The 24568-nt window shown below is 40.8% G+C and carries 9 protein-coding genes; all 9 read right to left on the bottom strand.

Annotated features, from left to right (window positions below; translation table 11 throughout):
- Window positions 1–50 precede the first annotated feature (50 nt).
- Entirely contained in the window at window positions 51–2948 is a 2898-nt protein-coding gene (locus AVFI_RS16205) for an RHS repeat-associated core domain-containing protein (protein WP_252653969.1), read from the bottom strand.
- 264 nt (window positions 2949–3212) lie between these two features.
- Window positions 3213–6065, bottom strand: a complete 2853-nt coding sequence (locus tag AVFI_RS16200; RefSeq protein ID WP_252653968.1) for an RHS repeat protein — start codon at window positions 6063–6065, stop codon at window positions 3213–3215.
- Window positions 6066–6213: 148 nt separating this feature from the next.
- Entirely contained in the window at window positions 6214–10485 is a 4272-nt protein-coding gene (locus AVFI_RS16195; RefSeq protein WP_199414908.1) for a SpvB/TcaC N-terminal domain-containing protein, read from the bottom strand.
- Window positions 10486–10631: 146 nt separating this feature from the next.
- Complete coding sequence (locus AVFI_RS16190) at window positions 10632–12758, bottom strand: glycosyl hydrolase family 18 protein (protein ID WP_188863796.1); 2127 nt, start codon at window positions 12756–12758, stop codon at window positions 10632–10634.
- A 143-nt stretch (window positions 12759–12901) separates the two neighbouring features.
- Window positions 12902–15163, bottom strand: coding sequence for a glycosyl hydrolase family 18 protein (locus tag AVFI_RS16185; RefSeq protein WP_188863795.1), 2262 nt, complete (start codon window positions 15161–15163; stop codon window positions 12902–12904).
- Between the two features lie 99 nt (window positions 15164–15262).
- Window positions 15263–22969: a Tc toxin subunit A-related protein gene (locus AVFI_RS16180; protein ID WP_188863794.1), complete on the bottom strand. Its 7707-nt coding sequence runs from the start codon at window positions 22967–22969 to the stop codon at window positions 15263–15265.
- A 500-nt stretch (window positions 22970–23469) separates the two neighbouring features.
- Window positions 23470–24021, bottom strand: a complete 552-nt coding sequence (locus tag AVFI_RS16175) for a glycosyl hydrolase 108 family protein (protein WP_188863793.1) — start codon at window positions 24019–24021, stop codon at window positions 23470–23472.
- A gap of 47 nt (window positions 24022–24068) precedes the next feature.
- The gene (locus AVFI_RS16170; RefSeq protein ID WP_188863792.1) at window positions 24069–24251 is read right to left on the bottom strand and encodes a hypothetical protein; all 183 of its coding nucleotides are present in this window, start codon (window positions 24249–24251) and stop codon (window positions 24069–24071) included.
- A complete protein-coding gene (locus AVFI_RS16165; RefSeq protein WP_188863791.1) occupies window positions 24229–24441 on the bottom strand; it encodes a hypothetical protein in 213 nt (70 codons plus the stop codon). Before AVFI_RS16165 ends, AVFI_RS16170 begins: the two co-directional genes overlap by 23 nt.
- Window positions 24442–24568: the final 127 nt, after the last annotated feature.

The raw sequence follows: 24568 nt of genomic DNA, 5'->3' as shown, positions 1-24568 counted from the left end.
TTAATCTAATCCACGAAGTCGGAACTGATTTTGGCTTTTATTAATAACTATCAGATGGATTTTCTTCTTAATAATCTTGTGTGGTCTTTTACTCTTCCTGTCATGACATTTTCAAGTCCATTAATAATTCCTGAGCAGTTATGGCAAGCAGGGAAATCCTTATTTCTGTCACCAACCAAGCGTTGAGTATATATGTAACTGGAGCTAAGTTTACTGGCTGTCGTTCCTTCAGCATCAGACATGGATACGATATGGTTCAGCGCCTGCACTTCAGCGTGAAGCCCTGCAATTCCGGCCATTTTTGGTAATATATTATTATTGTTCGTAATATGATTTCTGATCCTTCCTTCAACAATATCATGAAGCTTTGAACCTGAAGATGAATACAAGTCTTTGACTCCATTAATAAAAGCATCGAGATCTTTTACTTGATAGTAACCAAGGCTTATTTCAGGCTTCCATTTTTCTGATGTTTTTAGTTTTTCTGGAGAGTACTCGTCAAACCCTCTTCTGATTTTTGGCTCTATCAAACGGACACCCGGGAATGTGTTTTTATTTCTCAGGCTTCCAGGTAAATTTACAAATCCCGATCTAAATATCGGGGTCTCACTACTGGATAGATTCAAAAAACCAGCATGTGCTGCATAGGTCTTTAATTTTGCGTTAGTAAATGTCATATCTCTCGACTTCTTCTCTCTCATTTTAGCGTTTTTTTGTCCTTTAAGAATGGATTCATTCGCATTAGTTTCATCAAGTATTTTTTTTGTTTCTTCCGTAAAGTTTTGATGATATTGCTTTAATTTTGGGTTATTTTTATACATAAGATCTACAATTTCACATGACTTGTGTGGATATGCTAGGTCAAGCCATTCCGCAACACGCCCATCTTTATCCTTCATGGATACAGGATTATTTCGCACCATCCTGTACAGATTTAACCCATCTACCGTGCCTGCCGGGTCTGAGGAGAGCCATCGGCCCACCCAAGGCTGGTAGTATCGATAACCATAGTAATACAAACCGGTTGCATCACGCTCTTTGCCTGAGTAGCGAACCGTTTTATAGTTCACTTCCGCCTGACTGCGAGCCGTTAAAATAGCGGTACCCCCATACGGATAATACTCCTCCATACTAATAACCTTACCATCACCATCAACCTCCAGGGCGCTGCTGCCAATTAGATTATCGTAACTGTACCTGACTTGGTCATTACTAATGTCTTCTGGCCTACCATTTTCCCAGTGTAACACTCGTACCAGAGCCCGACCGGCCTCACCTATAGTAATAACCTGCAAGTTTTCCGTTTCTGTGCTGCCCTGCGCGACACTGCGTAACTCTACCCCTGGTAAATAAAGTGCCCGCAATGTCTGTACACTGTTCGCTGCCTTTTGTTTGCTGACTTTTAAAAGGCGTTGGCTGCCTGCATCATAGCGGTAACTCTCTACGTCATCTACGTCACCATCGCGTATTACTGGCGTTACCTTCAGTAATTCGTTGCGCGGCGTCCAGATAAGGTATTGTCCTAATTGCAGTTGGTTTTGTTGACCGCCCACGGTAAAGAACCCATCGACGTCCGAAACGTTTTCCGTCAGCGTACTCTGTACACTTCGGTTACTGCTGTCGCTTACGGTCATCGTGGTTGTATAGTTATTGCCCGTTGCCGGCGAACTGTGCCTGACCTGTGTCAAGTTACCCACTTCGTCATAAGTATAAGTGCGAGTGTATTTTGTGTACGCTGAGCTGTCTGAAGAGAAGGGGATTATTGCGGACGGTAAGTGACTGTTTTGCTGACCAGCATTGGCCATTTCACGACCAGTCGCCTTGACCAATTGATAGAGGCTATCGTAAGTATAAGTATTTTCCGGTTCGACTTTCTGATTACGCCAGAAGCGTGTCTCTTCTGCGTCGTTATTGATTTTCAACACATTGCCTACTGGATCATACTCATAACGAAGGTCTTGTAATACCTTCGCACCAAGAGCATGTCCTGTAGGGCGTTCTGTTTTTATCCCGATTAAACGCTGCGTTTCTGGCTCATATGAGTATGCCGTGACCACACCGTTACCCTGCTCTTCACGCAGCTTTTGTCCTGCCGCTGAATACGCCAAGGATTTTACAATAGTTTGTTCTGCTTTCCCTTTCAGGGTCAGCCAACTGCCTGACATCAGACCCGATACATCGTACGCTACACGTTGTACATTGCCTTTCGTATCAATCGTGGTCAGTACTGCACCAGTGGCGTCCCCCATGGTTAGGGTGGTATGGCTTTCGTTACTGAGCCGGTCATTCCAAACAGAAGCATCTCCCCCCTGCCAGTCTGCTACAACATCCGGATTATCAACATCGTTCAATAAACGGCGACTGATAGAGAGAGGCTCTCCCGTCAGAGCAATGCTATTGGTCTGAATTAAGCCAGCGGTGTCGTAGTGACTCATGCACTGACCTGCAAGGTTGTGACCTTTTTCAGTTTCCGTATTACTAGCATACACAAATCGCTCTGTGATACGGGCGGTCCCTCCTGTAACTTGCTCTGTGATACTCAGTGGACGACCTGGTAATGATACATTCTCATATTGCCAAGTTCGAGTCACCGCTTGGCTAGTGTCCTCCAAGCCATCGACAGCTGTGCTTATATTGCTGACCGCAATAAAAGCTCGTCCAGCGGCATCGCTGAGACTAACTGAGGTGCCATTATCTACGCCCTGAGTACGTAAAACCTGACCTGTCAGGTCGGTCAAATAATGGAAGTTTGCCTTTCCGCTCTGGTGCAAACGAGGGTCTGCACTTTGCTCTAGAGAGCCACGAATATTGTACTGATGATGCGTAATGCGTGCCTGTGTCGTAGTTGGCTCATCAGGGTGGCGGTAGTATGCGATATCACGCACTGACAGCCCACGGTTATCTAAAACCGTGACTGAGGGGGTATTACTGAATAAGGATGTATTCATAGTATCTTCCTGTTAACATTTTACAACTTTTTAAGACAAGACAAGGTAGGGAGAACAAGCGGCCAGAGATAACCCTAACCGCTTGGGACGAGCTGGGAATATTTTCAATTCCTATTATGGTTTAGCATCCAATCTCAATTGAAAAGTACACAACATTATGCGGTATCGTTTTCATCCTCACTCTGTTTCAACCTGAAGACTACATTAACAGATTACACCGCAACCACCTTTCCTTTTCCATCGAGCAGAAGTCAACATAACTCCCTACTTTTTAGTTTTACCCTTCTTTTTGAAAATATTGAATGGTAAGCATCCTGTAGTGCCTTTGCGGATGCGTTGTGCATCATCTCCCGTAGTATTTAGGGGTATTTGAGGAGCAAAAATACTATACTCCGGTTTAACCTGTGAAATACCATTGAAAGATATAGCAGAGTTCTCACTCCAACCACTACCAGCCTTGAATTCACTTCCGTGATCTGGATCAGCATTCATCCCATCATCTCCGTGAGATGAATCCCAATGAACTCCCAGTGTATCGGCTTTCTTAGATGGATTTAAGCCTTTACTATCGGAAAACCTGGCCAATGTATTGTACTGAGCTTTCATCTCCACAGAATGCTGATTATAGTACTTCCGTGTTGCTAACAAAGCATCCTGCGCATTCTGTTCTTTACCTATATGTATAAGACGCGATGCTAAAAAGACACCGGTTCGCCCCATTCCTCCCCAACAGTGAGTTGCAACTCCTCCAAATTTACTATGTTTGTCAACCAATTCATTGTAAACTTCTAGCTGTTTTTGAGAAGGCGTATGCCAGTCATCAATAGGAAATACGATATGTGTTATGCCATGATTATTGAGTGCTTTTTTTGAGCGCTCATAATCTTCCGCCTCCAGCGAAATAACCGTATTTATTCCTTTTTTCTTTAGATAACTAGCTTTGCCATCTATATTATCATTTTCAGAAAATAGGCTCATTCCAGCAAAGGGGTGGTGTCCACCTTTACCATCTCCCACCCATGTGAAACCGTTAGGCTTTGAAGGTTGCTTACCATCATCATCTTTTAATGTCACAGGATTATTCCTTACCATCCTGTACAGATTTAACCCATCTATGGTTCCTGCCGGATCCGAGCTTAGCCATCTACCCACCCACGGCTGGTAGTATCGATAACCATAGTAATACAAGCCGGTTGCATCACGCTCCTTGCCCGAGTAGCGGACCGTTTTATAGTTCACTTCCGCCTGATTGCGCGCTGTTAAAATAGCGGTACCCCCATACGGATAATACTCCTCCATGCTGATAACCTTACCATCACCATCGACCTCCAGGGCGCTGCTGCCAATTAGATTATCGTAACTGTACCTGACTTGGTCATTACTAATGTCTTCTGGCCTACCATTTTCCCAATGCAGCAATCGAACTTGAGCCCGACTGGCCTCACCTATGGTAATAACCTGCAAGTTTTCCGTTTCTGTGCTGCCCTGCGCGACACTGCGTAACTCTATCCCTGGTAAATAAAGTGCCCGCAATGTCTGTACACTGTTCGCTGCCTTTTGTTTGCTGACTTTTAAAAGGCGTTGGCTGCCTGCATCATAGCGATAGCTCTCTACGTCATCTACGTCACTATCGCGCACCACTGGCGTTACCTTCAGTAATTCGTTGCGCGGCGTCCAGATAAGGTATTGTCCTAATTGCAGTTGGTTTTGTTGACCGCCCACGGTAAAGAACCCATCGACGTCCGAAACGTTTTCCGTCAGCGTACTCTGTACACTTCGGTTACTGCTGTCGCTTACGGTCATCGTGGTTGTATAGTTATTGCCCGTTGCCGGCGAACTGTGCTTGACCTGTGTCAAGTTACCCACCTCGTCATAAGTATAAGTGCGAGTGTATTTTGTGTACGCTGAGCTGTCTGAAGAGAAGGGGATTATTGCGGACGGTAAGTGACTGTTTTGCTGACCTGCATTGGCCATTTCACGACCAGTCGCCTTGACCAATTGATAGAGGCTATCGTAAGTATAAGTATTTTCCGGTTCGACTTTCTGATTACGCCAGAAGCGTGTCTCTTCTGCGTCGTTATTGATTTTCAACACATTGCCTACTGGGTCATACTCATAACGAAGGTCTTGTAACACCTTCGCACCAAGAGCATGCCCTGTCGGGCGCTCTGTTCTTATCCCGATTAAACGCTGCGTTTCTGGTTCATATGAGTATGTCGTGACCACACCGTTACCCTGCTCTTCACGCAGCTTTTGTCCTGCCGCCGAATACGTCAAGGATTTTACAATGACTTGCTCCACTCCCCCTTTCAGAGTCAACCAACTGCCTGACATCAGACCCGATACATCGTACGCTACACGTTGTACGTTGCCTTTTGTGTCGGTCGTGGTCAGTACCGCACCAGTGGCGTCCCCCATGGTTAGGGTGGTATGGCTTTCGTTACTGAGCTGGTCATTCCAAACAGAAGCATCTCCCTCCTGCCAGTCTGCTACGAAATCCGGATTATCAACATCGTTCAATAAACGGCGACTGATAGAGAGAGGCTCTCCCGTAAGAGCAATGCTATTGGTCTGGGCTAAACCAGCGGTGTCGTAGTGACTAATGCACTGACCTGCAAGGTTTTGGGCTTTTTCTGCCTCAGTATTACTCGCATACACAAATCGCTCTGTGATACGGGCGGTCCCTCCTGTAACTTGCTCTGTGATACTCAGTGGACGACCTGGTAATGATACATTCTCATATTGCCAAGTTCGAGTCACCGCTTGGCTATTGTCCTCCAAACCGTCGGCAGCTGTACTTATATTATTGACGGCAATGAAAGCTCGTCCTGCGGCATCGCTGAGACTAACTGAGGTGCCATTATCTACGCCCTGAGTACGTAGAACCTGACCTGCAAGGTCAGTCAAGTAGTGGAAGTTTGCCTTTCCGCTCTGGTGCAAACGAGGGTCTGCACTTTGCTCTAGAGAGCCACGAGTATTGTACTGATGATGCGTAATGCGTGCCTGTGTCGTAGTTGGCTCATCAGGGTGGCGGTAGTATGCGATATCACGCACTGACAGCCCACGGTTATCTAAAACCGTGACTGAGGGGGTATTGCTGAATAAGGATGTATTCATAGTATCTTCCTGTTAACATTTTACAACTTTTTAAGACAAGACAAGGTAGGGAGAACAAGCGGTCAAGGATAACCCTGACCGCTGGGACGAGCTGGGAATATTTTCAATTCCTATTATGATTTAGCATCCAATCTCAATTGGACTGTTCTTAACCTTGCGCAGTATCATTCTCATCTTCACTGACAACGAACCACGGCGTAGTGAGTGTCCGTCGTAAGTCTCCTTTTGCCGTTTCGACTTGGCATACTCGACCTAATGAATCGTAGTAATGAGTATCGGCATACAAGTCTTGTCGAGCACTATCATCACGAAGGTATTTCCAACTATTCAGGAAATAAGGTTGGAACGTCCGGATAGCTTGTCCTTTGTTGTCATACTCCGTCTTACCAGACACCGCCCAACGAAAATTCGTGTTAGCCAGCAATGGATTTCCAGCCTCATCTGTGACAAGCGAACCGTCATCTTGTCGCTGAAAAGCCTCTCCATCAACTTGACGAACCACTGTTTGTAATGAGCGGCCAACCCCATCCGTGAATACAGCGGTTTGTCGAACCTGCTGAGCAGCGTCGGTGTCATAACGATCAGTAGTCAGCGTAACAACATGTGGAGGTAGCTTTTCCTCTCCCTTCCACGTCCAACTTTCTGGGATGTACGTAATAGACATATGCACAGGCAAGGGAGCGGTTAAACTCAAAGCGCTATCCACCGTTTTGGGAGGCGTAAACGCTTTGTCACTGTATCCCACGGTTTGGTTATTTTCCGTACCACTAAAGCGAGCAGAAGTGACACGCCCTAGAGCATCGAACGTGACGACCTTCTGGTTATCATTCGCATCCGTTGTACAAACCGGAGTCAAAAATCGCCAATCATAGTCCGCGGTAGTCGTTAACCCAGCTGCATCTTGCATTTTTACTACAGCACAGTCGTTAGTATCCCGAGTGACGGTTGTCCCCCCTGCCAGCAAAGTATCTCGGAAAGTGCTAGGAAGGAAAAAGTGCTCAAAGTCATCATACGTCGAATAACCTTGTCGCACAGTCCAAAGCGTCAATCCAGTCTCGGCAGAGCGAGGGAACAAGTAAGCTGACGATGTGTATCCAGCTTGAACAAGGGTGTTCAAGTCAACATAAGCAGAAAGCGCGTCAACCATTGCCTTATCTAAGGTTGCACCTTCATTGAATGCGACCAATGGTGGGAACGCAGGCAAAAGATTTGTCTCATTACCATCAATATCGAAATACCAAGTTTGTTGTTGAGCTACGAAGGTTGCCGCATTATCAGCCAAAAGGTCGCTACCTGACTGCAACAACTCTAACGTTAGTCCATCCTCAGGAACCTCAGTTGCCGGATATTCAAACGCATCTTCACGTGTCGCATTAGGGAGCCCATGGAACCAAATTCCCTGACTAACATCCTGTAATAAATGCGTGCTGTACTGAGCTTGCGTGAGGCGTAACTTTTGTTGCTGTGTATCGAAGCTATCAGCAAACAGAGTCTCAGGTAAGCTATCACTATATGGACTGTCTGTGGGTTGAGTACGACGCGGGTAGTGGATATTAACTTGATTCAACGGCCTTCCATACTCATCACTGCTCATTAACACTTGTTGAGTGCACTGAGGGTCACTGATGACGCGTTCGTAATAATAGTTGCGATGCTCAACCTCATGAGGCCAAACAACCGGAAAGTCGCTGCTTGCATCAATTAAACGTACTTGTGGGCGAACTTCTGTCACTGTGTACGGTACGTCTACCTGGTTACTGTTGTCATCCCCGTATAATTCACTACGTAATAACATGCCCTTCACACCACGGTTTAGCCAAAAAAGTGTACTATCGTCGGGGGTCAGCGTCTGTTCATTGTCGCCGCTACCAATGGTAAAGCGAGGGGTATATCCAGTAAAAGCAGCACTGTCACCTGACCAAAACTCCTTCACTAATGCCTTGTCTACTTCAGATAAACCTGTCGCGTACCAACTCCGAGTGATAGTCGGCATGCTGATTTCTGCCGCACTACCTTGCGCGGTCAGAATATCGGTATCGTAAACTTCAACAAAACCAAACCCACGGAACTCCTTCTCACGGCCATCCCAGACTCCATGTCGATAGCTAGCGGTGCTAACCAAACGATTGCCGGTGACTTCATCGGTGATCTCTGTGCATTGCAGGGTATGCAGTGGAAATGGCAGATAACATGCAGGAGTGGGAAGTACTTGCGCCAAACAGTTTGCCTTTTCATCCAGCCAATATTGGGCAGAACTTCGGTAAGTTAATGTATGATTTGCCCCCATATTATTGTTCATTCCTTTCAGGAGCCAAGGTTTAGCCTCTGATAAATGGCACACCCAATGCTGTACCGTGAGATGAGGAATTGTCATTATTAAACTAGCAACCCCCAAACCTTGAATGTCAGCCAGTTGTAAACTACACGTATGATCATATTGAGTACCTTCAGGTAGCGATATACTAAAAGGCGTAGCAAACTGATTACCACTCTGATTGAGATAAATCAGGAGGTGGTCATGTTGTGCGTATATTAGGTCAGTGGTGCCTGAACCATCGATGTCAGCCAGATAAAGTTGAGCAGGGTTAAAGCTATCTCCAGACTGGCTGAACCCAGACATCTCGATGGGTTCGCCAAAGCCACCGTGTCCTAAATTTGGCCAATAACGAACACTATCTGCACAAATTTCCACTAAATGCTGTTGACCACTACCCGCCATATCACTAAAAGCCACTAACGTTCGTTCATCACCATTCACAACAGGCAGTGTAATACCAGCTGATTGGGCCACCGTTTGCGCCTGTTGCCAGCCGTCGCTTGTACCGCTGTATAGACGCACACTTCGAGGGCCAATAAGCACCATGTCCATCAGTCCAGAGCCTGTGATGTCAGCTAATTGAGTTTGAGGGTGAGCAAACTCCGTTGGTAAAACCGATAACGGTGTGAAGGTTTGCCATTCTCGTTCCGGCGTTCGCTTATAATGCCCAGACATGCGCGGACTTGTCACGACCCATTCAAGATATCCATCTCCGTCAAGGTCCATTAGCATTCCTCCGCTTTGCAAGGAAGGAATGGACGGCAGAGGAGATGAACTCTCCCAGGTCACTGCATCCTGAGAATCCCCTGTTTGGCGAACTGGCGCTCGATACCACCATGCTCCCGAATCTTGATACAAAATCCCCGCCATGCCTTCACCGTGCAAGTCAACCATCTGCCAAGGTTGTAATGCATTCAGGTTGCTCATATCGTGACGAGGCTGCCAAGTAGCTTCCATTGGTGGGGTAAATTCTTGCCAATCGAATGTCAGAGGAGGAAGTGCACACATTGTGCCCTCTGGCTCATAAGCTACTTGACGCAGCGAGGCTAACGTCGTGACCGACAAGTTTTCGTTATACTCCAAAAACAGTCTGGTAACTAACGTCATGCCATCCCCAGCATTTTCCTCTCCGCTCAGGGCTACCATATCGTGATACATTAATACTTGCCTGCAAAGGCGACGCGTACGCAGTTCGAAGCCGAGTTCCCAACTAGAAAACATATCCTGTCGGCACAACCAATTCCCTTCTCCCGGAGCAAGCCAAGAGGGTTCGTTATTCACATCCAACCCTCGCTCACCATAGTCCAAGACCAATGCAAACAACCAGTCAGAAGGAATTGGAGAAGCACTGATGGCCGGTAGAGTACGCCCCGCTTTTTTGTTGCCATACCAAATCGCAACCGGATAACGCTGAGCTGCCGAATCTGAGTGAGCGGCGATTTCACTAGGACTGCACGAGGTGTCATCTTCAGCTCGGTACTGCCAGAATATTTGCTCACCCGTAGAGGATACGGATGATTCAATCAACCAAACCGCGTTCTGGCTCGGAACGACAGGGTGACTAATGCGGGCTTGTTCCTGATATCCCAGTATGTGTACTTGGCCATCAGAGGTGTAGATCACCCAAAAAGTGGTTGCCGCATTTGAAGGGGACACCCAATGCTCCAAACGACTAAAATCCGTTTCGATTCGTGAGCGGTAAGCATGGACCGTAAAGGTGTCACCAAGAGGTTCTCCTAATAAAGTATTGGCTTGACGGATTTCGGGGGTTCCTCCGCTCATGACTGGCACCAATACCTCTCCATCAGGACCGACGAAGGAGTCAGTACCATCATAATATGGCACCCCTTTATTTGTGCGAAGTCGGATAGACATCACATTGATATTCCAACCCATCCCGAACGGACTGTTGCCAGCTCGGCTGTGATAGCTCAATTGCAAAGAAGGGGCGAACCCACGTCCTGCGCTGGCTGGCAGTGGAACACTGAGCGTTGCGGCACCGTCCGGACCAGCACCGGCGATGTCTCCTTTTAGCCCACCAATATTTCCTCCTCCAGCAGGCAGAGCAGGGGTTTCCAGTTTCAGATTACTTAAATTTTGCATAAATATATCCAACCTTCTCCATCTCGATGGAGAAGGTCTAGCTCCATTATTAGTCAACAAGGATGGGAAAGGTATAGGGCATTTTCCAATAGGGTTCTTCTCTATGAAATGCCTTCCCAGCAGCAGGCGCCTCCCTCACAGCAGAACTATTCATTAGTTCCCCCATTAAGCGCAATTTTAAATGACACCATTTCATGCTCCATAATGCCACCACCTGACTTGAAATGAGCACCGAGAATCCACACTCCCTCTTGATAAGCTACATCGACAGAGCTGTCTGTGAATATTTTATTCCCTAGAGGGTCTTGTATGTAACCCATATGAGCACTGAAACCGTCGTAATCATAAGTAAAGGTAATCATATCTGTTTGGGGGTTATAAAAAACCCTCCCTTCAAAAGGGAGACCAGATCCACTGGTATTTTTAGACCAAAGTATTTCTTTAGAATGCTCAATAGAGATTGTATAAATTGCCATCATTGGAGTCACATCAACAAAGTTATATGGCTTAAAATACGGCGCCTCTCGGGGGATATATTTCCCTGCCGATGGGAGCTCGTTAAATCCACCAATAGCATAATAATCCTCTAACGAATCAACACCACGTAATTGATAATAAGGTTCCATATTAATGTTAGCTTCATTAGGGGTAAGACCTAATCCCTCCCAGGCAGCATTAGCCAATAAGCCATTATCTTGATCCCCAGTCCAAATAAATAAACCTCCTAATCCATTATTTTTTACATATTCTGCTTTTGCTTTCACTGTTCGCGGCGTTTCAATTGACATAAACAGGCCAGTTTCTGGATTATGTAAAAAATCGGCATCGGCAATAGTATCAGTACATAGTACAAAACCAGTCGCAGCAAATTGAGCTTTATTAGCCTCAATAATATCATCAGTATCTTTTAAAACGGCCAGCATCCCTTCTAAATCTAAATAATTACTGAGCAAGTCAGGAAGCTCAGTAACACCATGCTCAAAAGTGCCAACAGTTAACTGTCCCTGAGCATCAAAATTTCCGCTTAACGGTGAAACATTAGTTAAGGTTGAATTACGAGCATTACGAGTGTAACCAGCAAAACCAATAAAAATATTAGCCTTATTCACTCCACACTCAATTAGATACTCAACAGCAGCTTCTGTTGAATGTTCGGATGAACCATTACCAGAAGGCTTCTTAAGATTTGTATGATGCCCAATCGCACCACGCTCTCCTGCCGCCCCAATAGTAAATAAATCGTAAGACATGAGATTAAAACGCACACCGCAATTATTTAGTCTCTGGGCTGTCTCGTCAATTTGAGCAGCCGCTAAAGTATCAAGATTGGCCGATACCGCAATGCTAATCCCAAGATCAATGCTTGTTTCTGCACAAGCTGCAGTTAACTCTTCAATAAATGTTGCAAAATATACCCCATCGCCCTCTTTAAATGGATTTCCAGCTCCACGGCTACCAGGGTACTCCCAATCCAGATCAATATGAGTAAACATTGGAAATTTATTTTTAATTGTTAAAATACTCTCGACTAATGTATTTCGCAAAGAAGCACTAGAACAAATATCACTAAAAGCATAACTCATGCTCCAGCCACCTAAGCTAAATGACAGCGACTTACCCTCATTATTATGAATAACTCTTAATGCTCCCAAAAGGCCTTGACAGTTATCTTGATCATATTCAGGGCCTGGAGCAGGAATCCAGCCTTGAAATCCACAATTACGGTAGTTGCCAGCATCCCCATCAGGATCAGTAAATGTAGCACTGCCTTTCGTTCTAACACCAAAATGCTGGCCAGCCTCACTCACTTTTTCTGGCATGTCTCCAAGGTCATCAAATCCAACATGGCCAAGAAATCCCATCACGATTTTATTATAAGGTAGTGTTCCTAACCGGGTATAATCAAAACCACGGCCACCCACAACTTCACAAAAATCTTCATAACGGTCATCATATTGCGCCCAATCACCTACATAACAAAATACGCTGTGAGCCGAATTTTTTGTATCATAAGTATTAGGTACCATCTTTAATTTACGAGCAGACGTATAAGTAAGGTAAGGGTCACTGTCTTTATCGCTTTGCCAAGGTTCAGGGTTACTAGGAGCATCATCATGTGATCTAATACCTGGTGGATCCGTTCTTGGATCAAATTGATTACGTGAATAAGTTTTCTCTGTCGCACCAATTGCCTCTGAACCATGACCATGACTATCTGTACCAGGATCTGAATCATGTATTAAATCGGTTAAATTAATATGTGGTCTAGCCATCTTTTTTTCCTTTAAAATATTTCAAATAGGCAGGACTAATAAATAAAATCTAATCCTGCACTTACCGTATTTTTTCATCAAAGTATTAAATAAATGAATAATAAGTGTTAAGCATAAAATTCATCAATTTGTATTCTAAAATATCAACGGGTAGAGAATGGATGGACATCAATACAACTATTGATATTATCTTCCAACTTAATAAAATAATCGGTATCAGGAAGCAATCCATCAAAAAACAAGTCCGATCTAGCATGATATTTGTTATAATTCAAAGTAATGCTGTCAATACACTCACCATTTGGACTAGCTGCATAATATAACCTTAAATACGCTTTAGATGACAAATTTCCCACATCATGATAATCAAACACAAAATCGACTTTAAGCTGACCCACTTCCACATCATATATACGACCTCGTAAGTTAGTAACCGGAGTTAGAGCACACTCCTCCCCTGGGTTATATAGCGGCCCCATATCAATCACTTCTTCATTTGCTAAGTAACCCGCCCCTTCACGAGCTGCATTTGCTAGTAAGCCATTATCCTGATCTCCTGACCAAGAAAATATACCACCAAGCCCTTTATCCTTAGCGTATTCCGCTTTCAATTTAACGGTACGAGGGGTATCTAGAGAGATAAAATGTTTTTTATCACTATCTTTACTATAAAGAAAGTCAGCATCCATTGTTGTATCAGTCATTAAGGTAAAGCCATTTTTGCCATAAGCTAATTGCTGATTCAAATTCAAATAATTGTTTACAATATCAAAAAACTCAGGAGCTCCATTTTCAAATGTTCCAACAGAGTTTTCTGCTCCTGCAACAGTATTATCGTATAAGCGAGTATGCAAATCAGCGCCTGTACATGCACGACCATAATTGGCATATCCTAGGTTAATCTTACTTGGAGGAATCCCTTCATGTTCAATCAAATAACAAATAGCTAAATCTGATGATAAATCCTCTTCCGTATCTGCTGATGTACCCTCAGGGCTATACAAGTTCGTATGATGACCAATGTGAGAGGCCCAAGGAGTACCAAAAAGATCATAACTCATCAAATAAATGTTATCGACGCCATTATCAGATAGCTCTTTTAAATTCGACCTTTCCATCTTAGCTTTAACGGCACTGCAAGCGACACTTATCTCCTTACGATTACTACCTTTAAAGCTATTATCTAGCGCGATACGCAATTCATTAATTAACAAGGCATAATTAGCACCATCTTTTTCTTCATCAAAAACTTGATATTGCTCATCAGGCTCAAGATGGTCTGTTGCAGTATTATCATACATCCCCCCTCCGCCAGGATATTCCCAATCAATGTCCACACCAGTGAACATCGGAAAACGAGTGAAAAAGTCAATGATACTATCTATAAACTCTTTACGTATTGCTGAATGAGCAGCCATATGAGAAAAATAACTAGATAAACTCCATCCACCAATACTGAAAGCCAATTCTAATTTATGACCTTCTCGACGTGCTTGCTCTTTAAGATCACGCAACCCTCCTAATAACCCCGATGCTTTCTCCTGATTGTAATAAGGAAGAAATGTTCCATAATCAACGTCGGTATGAGCCTCACCACCACCAACATTACGACTGCTTCCCAAGTCACCATAAGGATCTACAGGTACAATATGACCGACTTGAATTTTATCATTTATATCATCAACCTGTGCATTCCACCCATCCATTGCTTGCTGAACTTTATCGTCAGAAAATAATCTATCTCCAGCAACCCCCATAAAACTAAATATCAACTTGTCGTAAGCTGTACATGGAATATTACCTAAATCAAATCCTCGACCAAAATCGGCACTTTTATCTGCTGTAATATCATCTAACTCTAAATCTAAACGCCCATCAAATTGACACCAATCCGTAATATACGCACAAACTTTTGGTCGACGAGTTGCAGGTTCACCAGGTTTAGGATCAGGATCATTACGATTCGGATCTGAGTCATACCGATTATACATATCATTGCATACTCTACTTGCGGTATAAGATAAGTTTTCCTCACTCCCATCAGGATTAAATCTCATCACTTCGTACGTTTTATTTGTTTTGCGATCATTCGCTAATACCCCACTGTTACTTGAATCGATTGGCGACAAATCTACCTCCTCAGGAAACACATTTCCGATAATATTAATTTCTTCCGGTTCCGCATCGCGCAAATACTCCCACGCGTTATGAGGTGTTGCGGTTTCTTTTCCATTAGGGACATGCCAACGCTCAACCCAATATTTATTTTGGTACACTTTACCATCAAAAATAACGTTAAATGTTTCTCCACCTGACTGCTGATCCCAAAGCTCTAGCTGTGAACCAATCTCACAAGTAGCATTAGACATCGCTCTAACAGATGTATAGGTATATTTAATGCTCATAGCATTCTCCCTCATTAAAAATCTAATGACTCAGTTAAAAATATATAAATTAATAGTACGTTAGCTGGGTGCTAGTCACACCCAACTTATATTTATGGTTTAGCGAGTTCTGGCTGTATAATTTACGTGAAAGATCACATCATTTAAGCTTTCGTAAATATCTTGCTGCGCTTGGTTTGTATTGCTAAATATTAATGACCATTCAGAAACAACTCCCGTACCTTCAAAAGGTAAAAAGCGTTCATCATCATAATTCAGCGTAAACAGGCCGCTATCTTCAACTCCATGAGACAAGACAACCTGCTTACTTTCCGTTCCGATACTGCCATCAATTGTGCTTGACTTTTGGGTTAAAGTTGCACAAATATCTTGATAAGGTCCAATCAATGCAGGTAGTGATACCGCAACCGATTTGATTCTCAAGTTCGTCAAATCAGGGAAATCATTAAAGTGACTATCTGTAAAACTAAACTCAATGCTTCCTGTATTCTTCAAACTGTCAAAACTTTCCGGGCCATTTTTCTCACAATGCTCCTTCAATGAAATGGTTTTCGTTATCTCCTGACGACGAGAGTTTTGATAAGTAAAGGCTTGGTCCATCTGCACCAATCCTAGTTTCATACTTTCTCCAACTAAAAGCCCTTGATACAAATCATTCCACACTCCTGGTTGAACAAAATTACTATCAAATTGGCCTATCTCATATTGCCAAGCAGCTTCCGTTGTTAAACATATCGACATCACTGAGTCATACGCTTTTAAGTACAGACTTGATAACTGACTCGTCATCCAAGTATAAAGATTTTCATTCGTAAAACGGCGACTAAAATACTCAAATAAAGTCTGAGCTTGGTCATATTCTGTTTTAATTTGTTCCAGTTGCGTTTGTGCAGCCTTCACTTGACGCTGCTGAACCAGTATCTGCTTATCAATCGTATTCATTTCTAATTCAGCTTGTTGATATTGAATTTGCCACTCCTGGCGTCTACGACGATAAGATTCAGAAACACTTAAGCTATCCGCCTTAGTACTATCAGAGTGATAACTGATCATCGCTCCTTCAGCTAAAGCGTTTAACGGTGCTCCCCATTGCATACCACCAACGGCTAGTCCGAACATATTAGGCATCATATCCAACACTGCTGCAGAAGTTCTCAAAGCTTGAGCTGTAATAATATTACTAGCAGCACTAGATTGTAGCTGAATAACATCTTGCTCTGTTCGTGAAATATCCTCATCATATAGTTTCTTATAATGTTGATAGCGTTGCTCTGCTACTTCACGGCCAGCTTCACTCGCTTCTAATTCTGCCTCACTAATCTCAATTGCTTGTTGTTGTAAATTGATAGTAAAACTATACATACTCAGATGTTGATTCATTTGAAAACTATCAAAATTCAATCCATCTTTACGCTCCAATAAACTTAGCAATGTACTGCCAAATTGAATAAGAGTTTCCACCCCATTCATTGCCTTATTTAGCATAGAAGCAAAACGATAGTTAGGAACAACAAATTTAGAAGCTCCAGCATTATTTAAAGCAACCACTCTTTGATAACGTTTAGATTGTAACGCCATAGGATCCATAACAGTGTCATAGAGCTGAGTTGACATCTCTTTACCATCAATAGTTAAATTATGACGTAAATTGTAAAGTCTACGCTCTAGCGTATCCCAAAGCTCAGTTAACTTAGAGTTAAATGGATCTAAAAATAATCCATTATCCTGATTAGAAACAGACGCATCATGAGTTACAGGAAGTAACTTAAGTGATGTTGTCTCTCTCTCCAACATACGACGTTCACTGTCGTTATTATTTGCTGCATCTAATAAAGAGCAAGTCTCCCAATTAGATATCAACTGCGTATCCGGTCTCTGATCTAGTAACGCACCAGCTGTATCATAACTTAAACGAGCAACTATCTTTGAAGTTGGAGATTGTTGACGGTACGCTTTATCCCCTTCATCGATAAGATTATTTACATAGAATCGAAAAATAGACTTACGATAATGAACAGGATCTGATTCAGCAATAGCATCAGGATCTGAAGGTTGCATTAAAGCACGCCCAAGACTTTCATCTTCTAATGGACTTAATGGACGACAATTCCAATAACGAGGTTTCCCCTCCTGTAAATCCAACAAATCTAGCGTCTCATTAGGATTAAAAATATAGTTTATCCATTCAGCCGCTTCTTCATAGCGCTGTTCTATATTTAAGCGCCAAGCGACTAAATAAGGCATATGGAAAAATAATTCCCAGAAGTAAATACCGTTCGCCCCATTAAAATCAATAGGTACTGATTCACTATTTGTTGTCACTGGTGGCTCAATTAAATTCTGTGTTTCCCAATCAAGTACATCACTAATACCTTTATTTGCTCTAACAATAAGCTCCTTAGCAAACAATGTATTTAAGCGAATAGTTCCTTGGGTCTTACCTCCTTGATACTCTTTTGGAAACTGTAAATACTCAACTTTTTTATTGCGCTTATTTTGCAATAAAGGTCGCATCTTTTTGCCAACATAATAAGTTGATGTATAACGACCACCAGGATCATCAAAGTAAGGAGTAGTATTAGAATCCCAATTTTCATTCTCCTGAACAAGACTAAAGCCACTTTGAATAACTACCTCACCCCAACCAGGCTCAAGCTCTAAGGTCGTGGTTAATGTTAAAGAACCATTTTCGGGATAGGCTTTAGTCCCAGGTAAAACACCTGTCTCTGAGGTACTATCACTATAAGCTTCATATTCTACATAACGTAACTTTCCGTTATTAAGTCGATTTTCACTATTAGTGTCTCCCTCAATAGGTGACCCTTTTTCCCAAACCCAAATACACAATAAAATCGTATCAAGATTTTCAGATCCAGTCGTCGGTTCTTTAAAATAATGATAATCATCACATTTAACAGTGATATATAATGTATTAATATTATCATCAACATAACTTACCGTCTGAGTTAAATTATTAGCCCCTAGCTTACCCGATAACCCATCAACAGAGCCATTTATAAGGGTTGGGTCACTAATAATAAAGTCTGACACATTCACATATGGATAAAGTATTAACTCTCTTGCCACCTCTCTACGCGCGTAAGCTTCATCAGGCGTTGTTGCTGAATGCCCTCCGTCCGGATATAAATTTCCGTGATCACGAGTATAAAACCACGCAAGTTTATCGCTATAGTAATCAATATCACTTACCCCTTCTTTACCAGAAGGAGGAAAATCAGTTGACTCAACAAGCATAGTGTCACAAGCATAAGAAAAATAAGTTGCATAATCATAAAACTGATTGTTATTACTCTCATCATAGCCAGTTTTCATTGCATAGCTGACTAACATCAATTTATCTTCAGCTCGTGTCGTATCCATTACCGCAATAAGATCTGTTATCTTATCAGCTAGCTTAGCTTGCTTTAATAAATTAGGTGTACTCCAACTGCCATCAAATTTTAAATGAGCAAGCTGCATCTTAGTGATAAATTCTGCTGCAGTATTATCCTCTTTTTCTTCTTCTGACGTTTCTATCCAAGCGATATATAAACGGTCATTTAAAATCACAGGACGCACAGTTCTTGGTTCAGCAGCATCAAGCGGCAAATCAATCTTTTTCCATTCTTCCCAAGCACTAGGATAAAGATCTAAGCTGTGAGCATCTCCCTCGCTCATATCCAACGAACGCCAATAATAAACATATGGCTGAGTTCTCGTTTTAGCGACAAAAAAGATTTTATCTTTATCAATTTCAACGCCAGTCTCATAACCTGACAATACCTCTAAATTACTGACCTCTTCAAAATTATTTAAATAGCCTAAAACAGCCCCTTTTACAGTATCGTCGTTCAATTTCCCTTGATTTAACACTGACTCCAACTGAAAAAATAAATCCGTTTTTCCTAACCTCAATGTAGGGTCAATATACACTTCAGGATAAATTTTAAGTTGTTGATTCGCAGCCCAAGAGCCATAACGATTAGCAAAATTACGCCAATTCACTGTTTCTTCAAGTGTTGTACTTAATCCTGGTTCAAGGTTAAGAGTTATCCTATTTATATACTGTTGTAGACTCTTCGTTACATTAGCAACTCCTGCGGTCTTTACTTTATAAGAAACTTGCGTATCTAATAATAAAAAATCATAAAGTTCATCTACACTTCTTAACCTATCTCGATATTCAACCATATCAGGATCATTAGGCACTAATTGATCTAAATAATAACCAACTAAAGCATCACGCAAAGTTTCAGCAAGTTGCTCCGCTAGAAGCTCATTTTCATCTTTACTTGCCGCAACCACATTTTCTGCTATAGATTTTAATTCTTTACTCGTGGAGGCGCTATTTAACTGCGATGCAGAAATGATAGATAAAGCAGAGATTCCAACTTTTGCCGACAGCTTTTGAACTTCTCTTAACCAATTAACCTGTAACAAAGTCTTAGCACGCCCATCAGCAAGCATTTTGGTCGAATTTAAAACCTCTTCGCCCTCCCATGCTAAAATATCAGCCAATAAATTTGCACATCCTAAAGGTTCTAAAGTCTCATCCAAATTCGCACTAGCGAAATAAGCTTGCACTTCCTCTTCAGTATAAGAGCTACTTACTAACAACTTTTTATAATCATTCCATAACCAAAGTTCAGCCAATGTAAGATCCGAGGTTAATACCTCCTCTCCCCCATCTGACTTATCTAAATTTAACCACTCCGGCTTCGATAAACGCATAAATAACGCATCAAAACTCAAGTTAAATTGAGAAACAACTGTCGTACGTAATAGTAAATCATAAGCAAACGTAAATAATGTTTCTGAAATAGCTATGGAAGGATCCGTAACTAGCAATTCCGAACAAAGCTTCATTACACTTGTTTCACACCAACTTAAAAGTGGATTAACTAATTCGCGAGAAACTCCATATTCATTAGCGACAGCCGTTGCTACCAAATTATCTTGAGTCGACTTTGCCTGAGTAATAATTTGCTCAAGAACAGCCACTGTATCAGCAGAAGTCTCCTCACCTAGACCCATTGACCCTACAATTACCTTTAATTCTTCTTGCAAATACTGAGCATCAGTTTGCCCCCAAACTTCAGGGTAAGGAGTAACCAAACCATCAGCTGTAATTAAATCAGATAACGAACTCATCCAACTACTGGAAAGCAGAGGAAGATCTGGACGCATAAAGCTCTCTTCACTCAGAAGTACCTCACTAGTTAATTGCTTTTTCATGCTATTAAAAAAGTTAACCATTCCCTGAGTTGCGACCAAAGGAGAAGGAGATACCTTCAATAAAAGCATAAGATCAGATGTTGTAAAACCAGAGCTTTTCATAAAATCAGATAACTGTTCTAACTGAAGAACAACATCAAGCGTATCCCACTCTCCATCAATTATCTGAGGATGAATAATGAAGTTCTTTACAAATGTTTTATATTCATTTTCATTCCATTTGTCGTTCACGTTAAGCTTCAATGATAAGACTTTACTTAAGATCTTTAATAAATCCAGCCCTTCTTCTGGTGATAAATTAAACAAAGCAGGTAACTTAACTAACCGATACAAAGAAGATAAGACAGATGCAGAGCGTCTTAATGTATTTTTATCTAACTCAAGCGCCTCAGACACTAATGGCGCCAACAATAAAAATGTAGTTGTCGATATAGATAATCCAGAGCAAATTTGCTTAACACTAGGGTCTAACGGATCTGTATAATCAAAGGCTTCATCATCTTGAATAAACGGCGTATCAAATAGCTGAGGTTGATTAAATATATAATCGAAAAATGAAATTTCAGGACTAATACTATAAACGTTAATTACATCAAACATCGCACTAAAAGCTTCTGGTAATACAGAATATTTGTCATTAAGGTAACAAAATAAACCATACCCCCTTACTGTACGCTCGGTAATAATTCCTAATTCTTCAGCCCCCTGCTCTGCTTGCATAATTGAGCTAAGCAATAAGTCCAATTTATCATGAGGCAATTCTGCCCAACGCGCAAAACGCAAGAACCGATTAATCCTTTCATACCTAGCCTCTGAGGTTCCACCAATTTCTCTCCATCCATTATCACCGTTCCTTACAATTTCAATTGATAAGGGAGAAGACTCAGCATTGTTTATATATTTAGCACCATAATGATAAGAATCAGGAAAAACTAGATCTGATGATTCATTATTAAATATGCTATTTTTAAATACCACATTTGGGGATACTTTAGGCTGATAATCACCTTGAGCTAATAACTGCTCAACTTCAATAGCAGAACCATTTATAGACTGGCTAAAGGTTGTTACCTTTTTTAGGTCATTATACTGTTCTAAATGCACACCATAATTATCATAAAAGTATTGATCAGCTTTCGGCCATAAGTCACTAGAATCGATATTTTCATCAGCGATTGCAAAAGCAAAATGAAGTTGTGAAAAAGAACTTTCTTCATCAAGAGCTTGTGCATTAATATCCAATTTCCCAAAATAAGGACCATCACTTAAATTAGATAGATTATCATCAAGAGTTAACCTCAACTGCCGATGGTAAGCGGTCTTGTTTTCGTTATCATCATTTATTTCAAATGGCACCATACGCGCTTTTACACGATGGTAAGTAAGCACACTTTCACATTTTAATGTAATATTAATCGTGTTAGAACCGTCTTCATTCGTACAAGGCACAACGATATTTTCAAAGTGCTGAGGAAGAATATCTTTCGACGCACTTCGCAACACTAAAGTGGTTGGTCCCCCCAAACCTTGAGAGCCTACAATATAACCATGCTGCTCTAAATTAGCATTTGGTAATATTTCAGTTGTGCTACTACTCTCAAAACCATTTGTTTTCAAATCATCTATTGTTAATTGATATTGAGAAAATACAGCACCTTCAATTAAAAGATTACACTCACTTTGACTTAGTTTCGTCGCAGATAACAATACATTATTACGTTGCTCTTTACTTATATCCCATGGAAGGTATTCAAATGATTCTTCTGTTTTAACTAACTCACTTAACGTAGAACCCTTTACAGATAAACCTAAATGAACTTGATCATTTGAAAAACTATAAGGTAAAGAAAAAGGGAAATGACAGCTTTCTAAAGCTTGATAAACATCTCCTCCTTGCAAAAAGTTTTGAATACTAAGCATCAAAATAACATTAACCAAATCGAGTTCAGGCAACTCTTGATAAGTGCTATCATAATTTAGTGGAAGCTGAGCGATATCTGGTCTACGTTTAGCTAACGTAATCGAATCCGAGCTACCATCAGCCTCAATTTCTTGTATAAAACGAAAAAGATCGACTAAGTAACTAACAGGGGAGTCAATAGACTCAACAGAGTTCTCTCTACAAAAATCTAACCATGATTCAGGAAATAAATCCGCATAGCAAGGTAAATCAGCTGTACTCGTATCACTATCATTCGTAGCTGTAAAATTACGACTTCTAACATTTTGAGATTTATTAATATTATTGCGTAATTTCTGCTTTCTATACTTATGAATTACTTGATTGGTAAAACTTGCAGCACGATCATATATTTCACCAGCGTTACCACGCAACTGCTCATCGTAACGGAAAATAAAACGAGAGCGAGATAATCGAGTAATATCAAATATCGAGGTATACCCCATCTTAGTTAAAGTATCTAACAAATTCTCATCTTTCTTAAATGACTTAGCAGATGATCGACTCATCGGAAGAACTGGCATTAAAGACTCAGGAATAGATGCCTTTAATAATGAAGACATTGGTAATTTAGAAGGTGATTTATTATAATCACTAATTGTACTACTCATGTTGTACATCCTTTCGTTGCCTATAAATAAAGGTAGTAAACTTGCTATTAAAAAATAGGAGTCATACCTTAATTTATATGAATATATGATGATTTTTAACTAAACTTCTTATAAAGAGAAATATTTAATTAATTATCAATAAAAGTTTCATTGTTTTTCTAAAGCAGCTTAGTAAATCAAGCTATTGCCTACTTAGCTTTTTGTTATACTTTTCAGCTTCGTTATACAACCTTTTAGCTTCCAAAAAAGAAAAAACATCTCTTGTATTCTCACGAAATTTATAAAAACTATCAGATGTTATATCAAGAACAGTATAATAATTTTTAGATATTAACTCTTTATAATACAAGTTAAAAAGTTGAAAACTAAATAAAGTCATAAATCTCCTTTTCATAGTTATAATTAAAGAAAATATATAGTATCTTTTTATCGCACTTAACAAATAGCACTCTAAATTGTATTTCAGTCCCACCATGCTAAGAACATAAGCAATAACATTATTAATCTCTAAGACTTAAAATATCTTCAGCAGCATAATGTAAGTTCTTCGCAACCCTTCGAACCCAACCACGTCCAAATACATCATATGAACTTAAATCTGTAAAAAATCGAGTCCTTACAGCTAAAAACTTCATCAAAACATACTCTACATTAAAAGATAAGACACTACGCATAGTTATGATTCCTATAATTCCATCATCTTTAACCCCAACAGCACGCTGTAAGAAACGATTAGCCCACTTTTGACCATGATTAAAAGCAGCATCAAATAATTGATATTGTAATGGCTCCCTAAATTGATAAATTTTAGATTTTTGATACCATTTAAAATATTCAACTTTTGCTTCTTCTAATGTTATCGATTTTATATCCCAGTTAGGATAAGAATGTGCCGATAACCCATATTTAGTACCATTTAGCTTCCCCTTATTAACCTTTCCCCCAGTCCAATTACCAGGATCTTGTGAATTACATTGATATTCACCTTCATGCTCAATAACGCGTTTAAAAATCTTTAAAAAAATGGATGGGTACTGATTAATTTCATTCATTATTTTTACTCTTCATATTCAATGTTAATCATGAAATTTTAATAAATTTAAGTATTATGAAAAGTTCTTCGCTCTAAATCTCGAATTCTCACTTCTTGATCATTTAATCTATTTTTAATCCATGTAACATCATTTTTTAACGTTGTCACTATAACACTTCCCGAGACAATTCCACTTCCAACAGAAATAGCAGCGGTTAACAAAATACTAATTACTTGCTCTTTTTTCATTTTTAAACTCATCTCTGATTGCTTCATAAGCGCCAATTACAAAAGGAACAGCAAGACCGATAACACCACCAAATTGAATAGAATTCTCATGACTTAAATCTAAACTAAATAGATGCCCATAACCAGTTGCTGCCGCGATAACACTACCAATTAAACTTAAACCTTTAATCGTAGAAGGTTGAATTTTCATATTAAATATCCTTACATGCTTAAATAAGGTGAGTATTATAAAAAGCAATTAATAATTTGATGTAGCATCAAAATAAAAATTTCATTTACTAATGCCAAGATTCACAATAATGAAGCGATTAATAACA

The sequence above is a fragment of the Aliivibrio fischeri ATCC 7744 = JCM 18803 = DSM 507 genome (assembly GCF_023983475.1).
GTDB lineage: Bacteria > Pseudomonadota > Gammaproteobacteria > Enterobacterales > Vibrionaceae > Aliivibrio > Aliivibrio fischeri.
The sequence above is the reverse complement of the archived record's forward strand: the minus strand, read 5'-3'. Positions and strand labels throughout refer to the sequence as shown.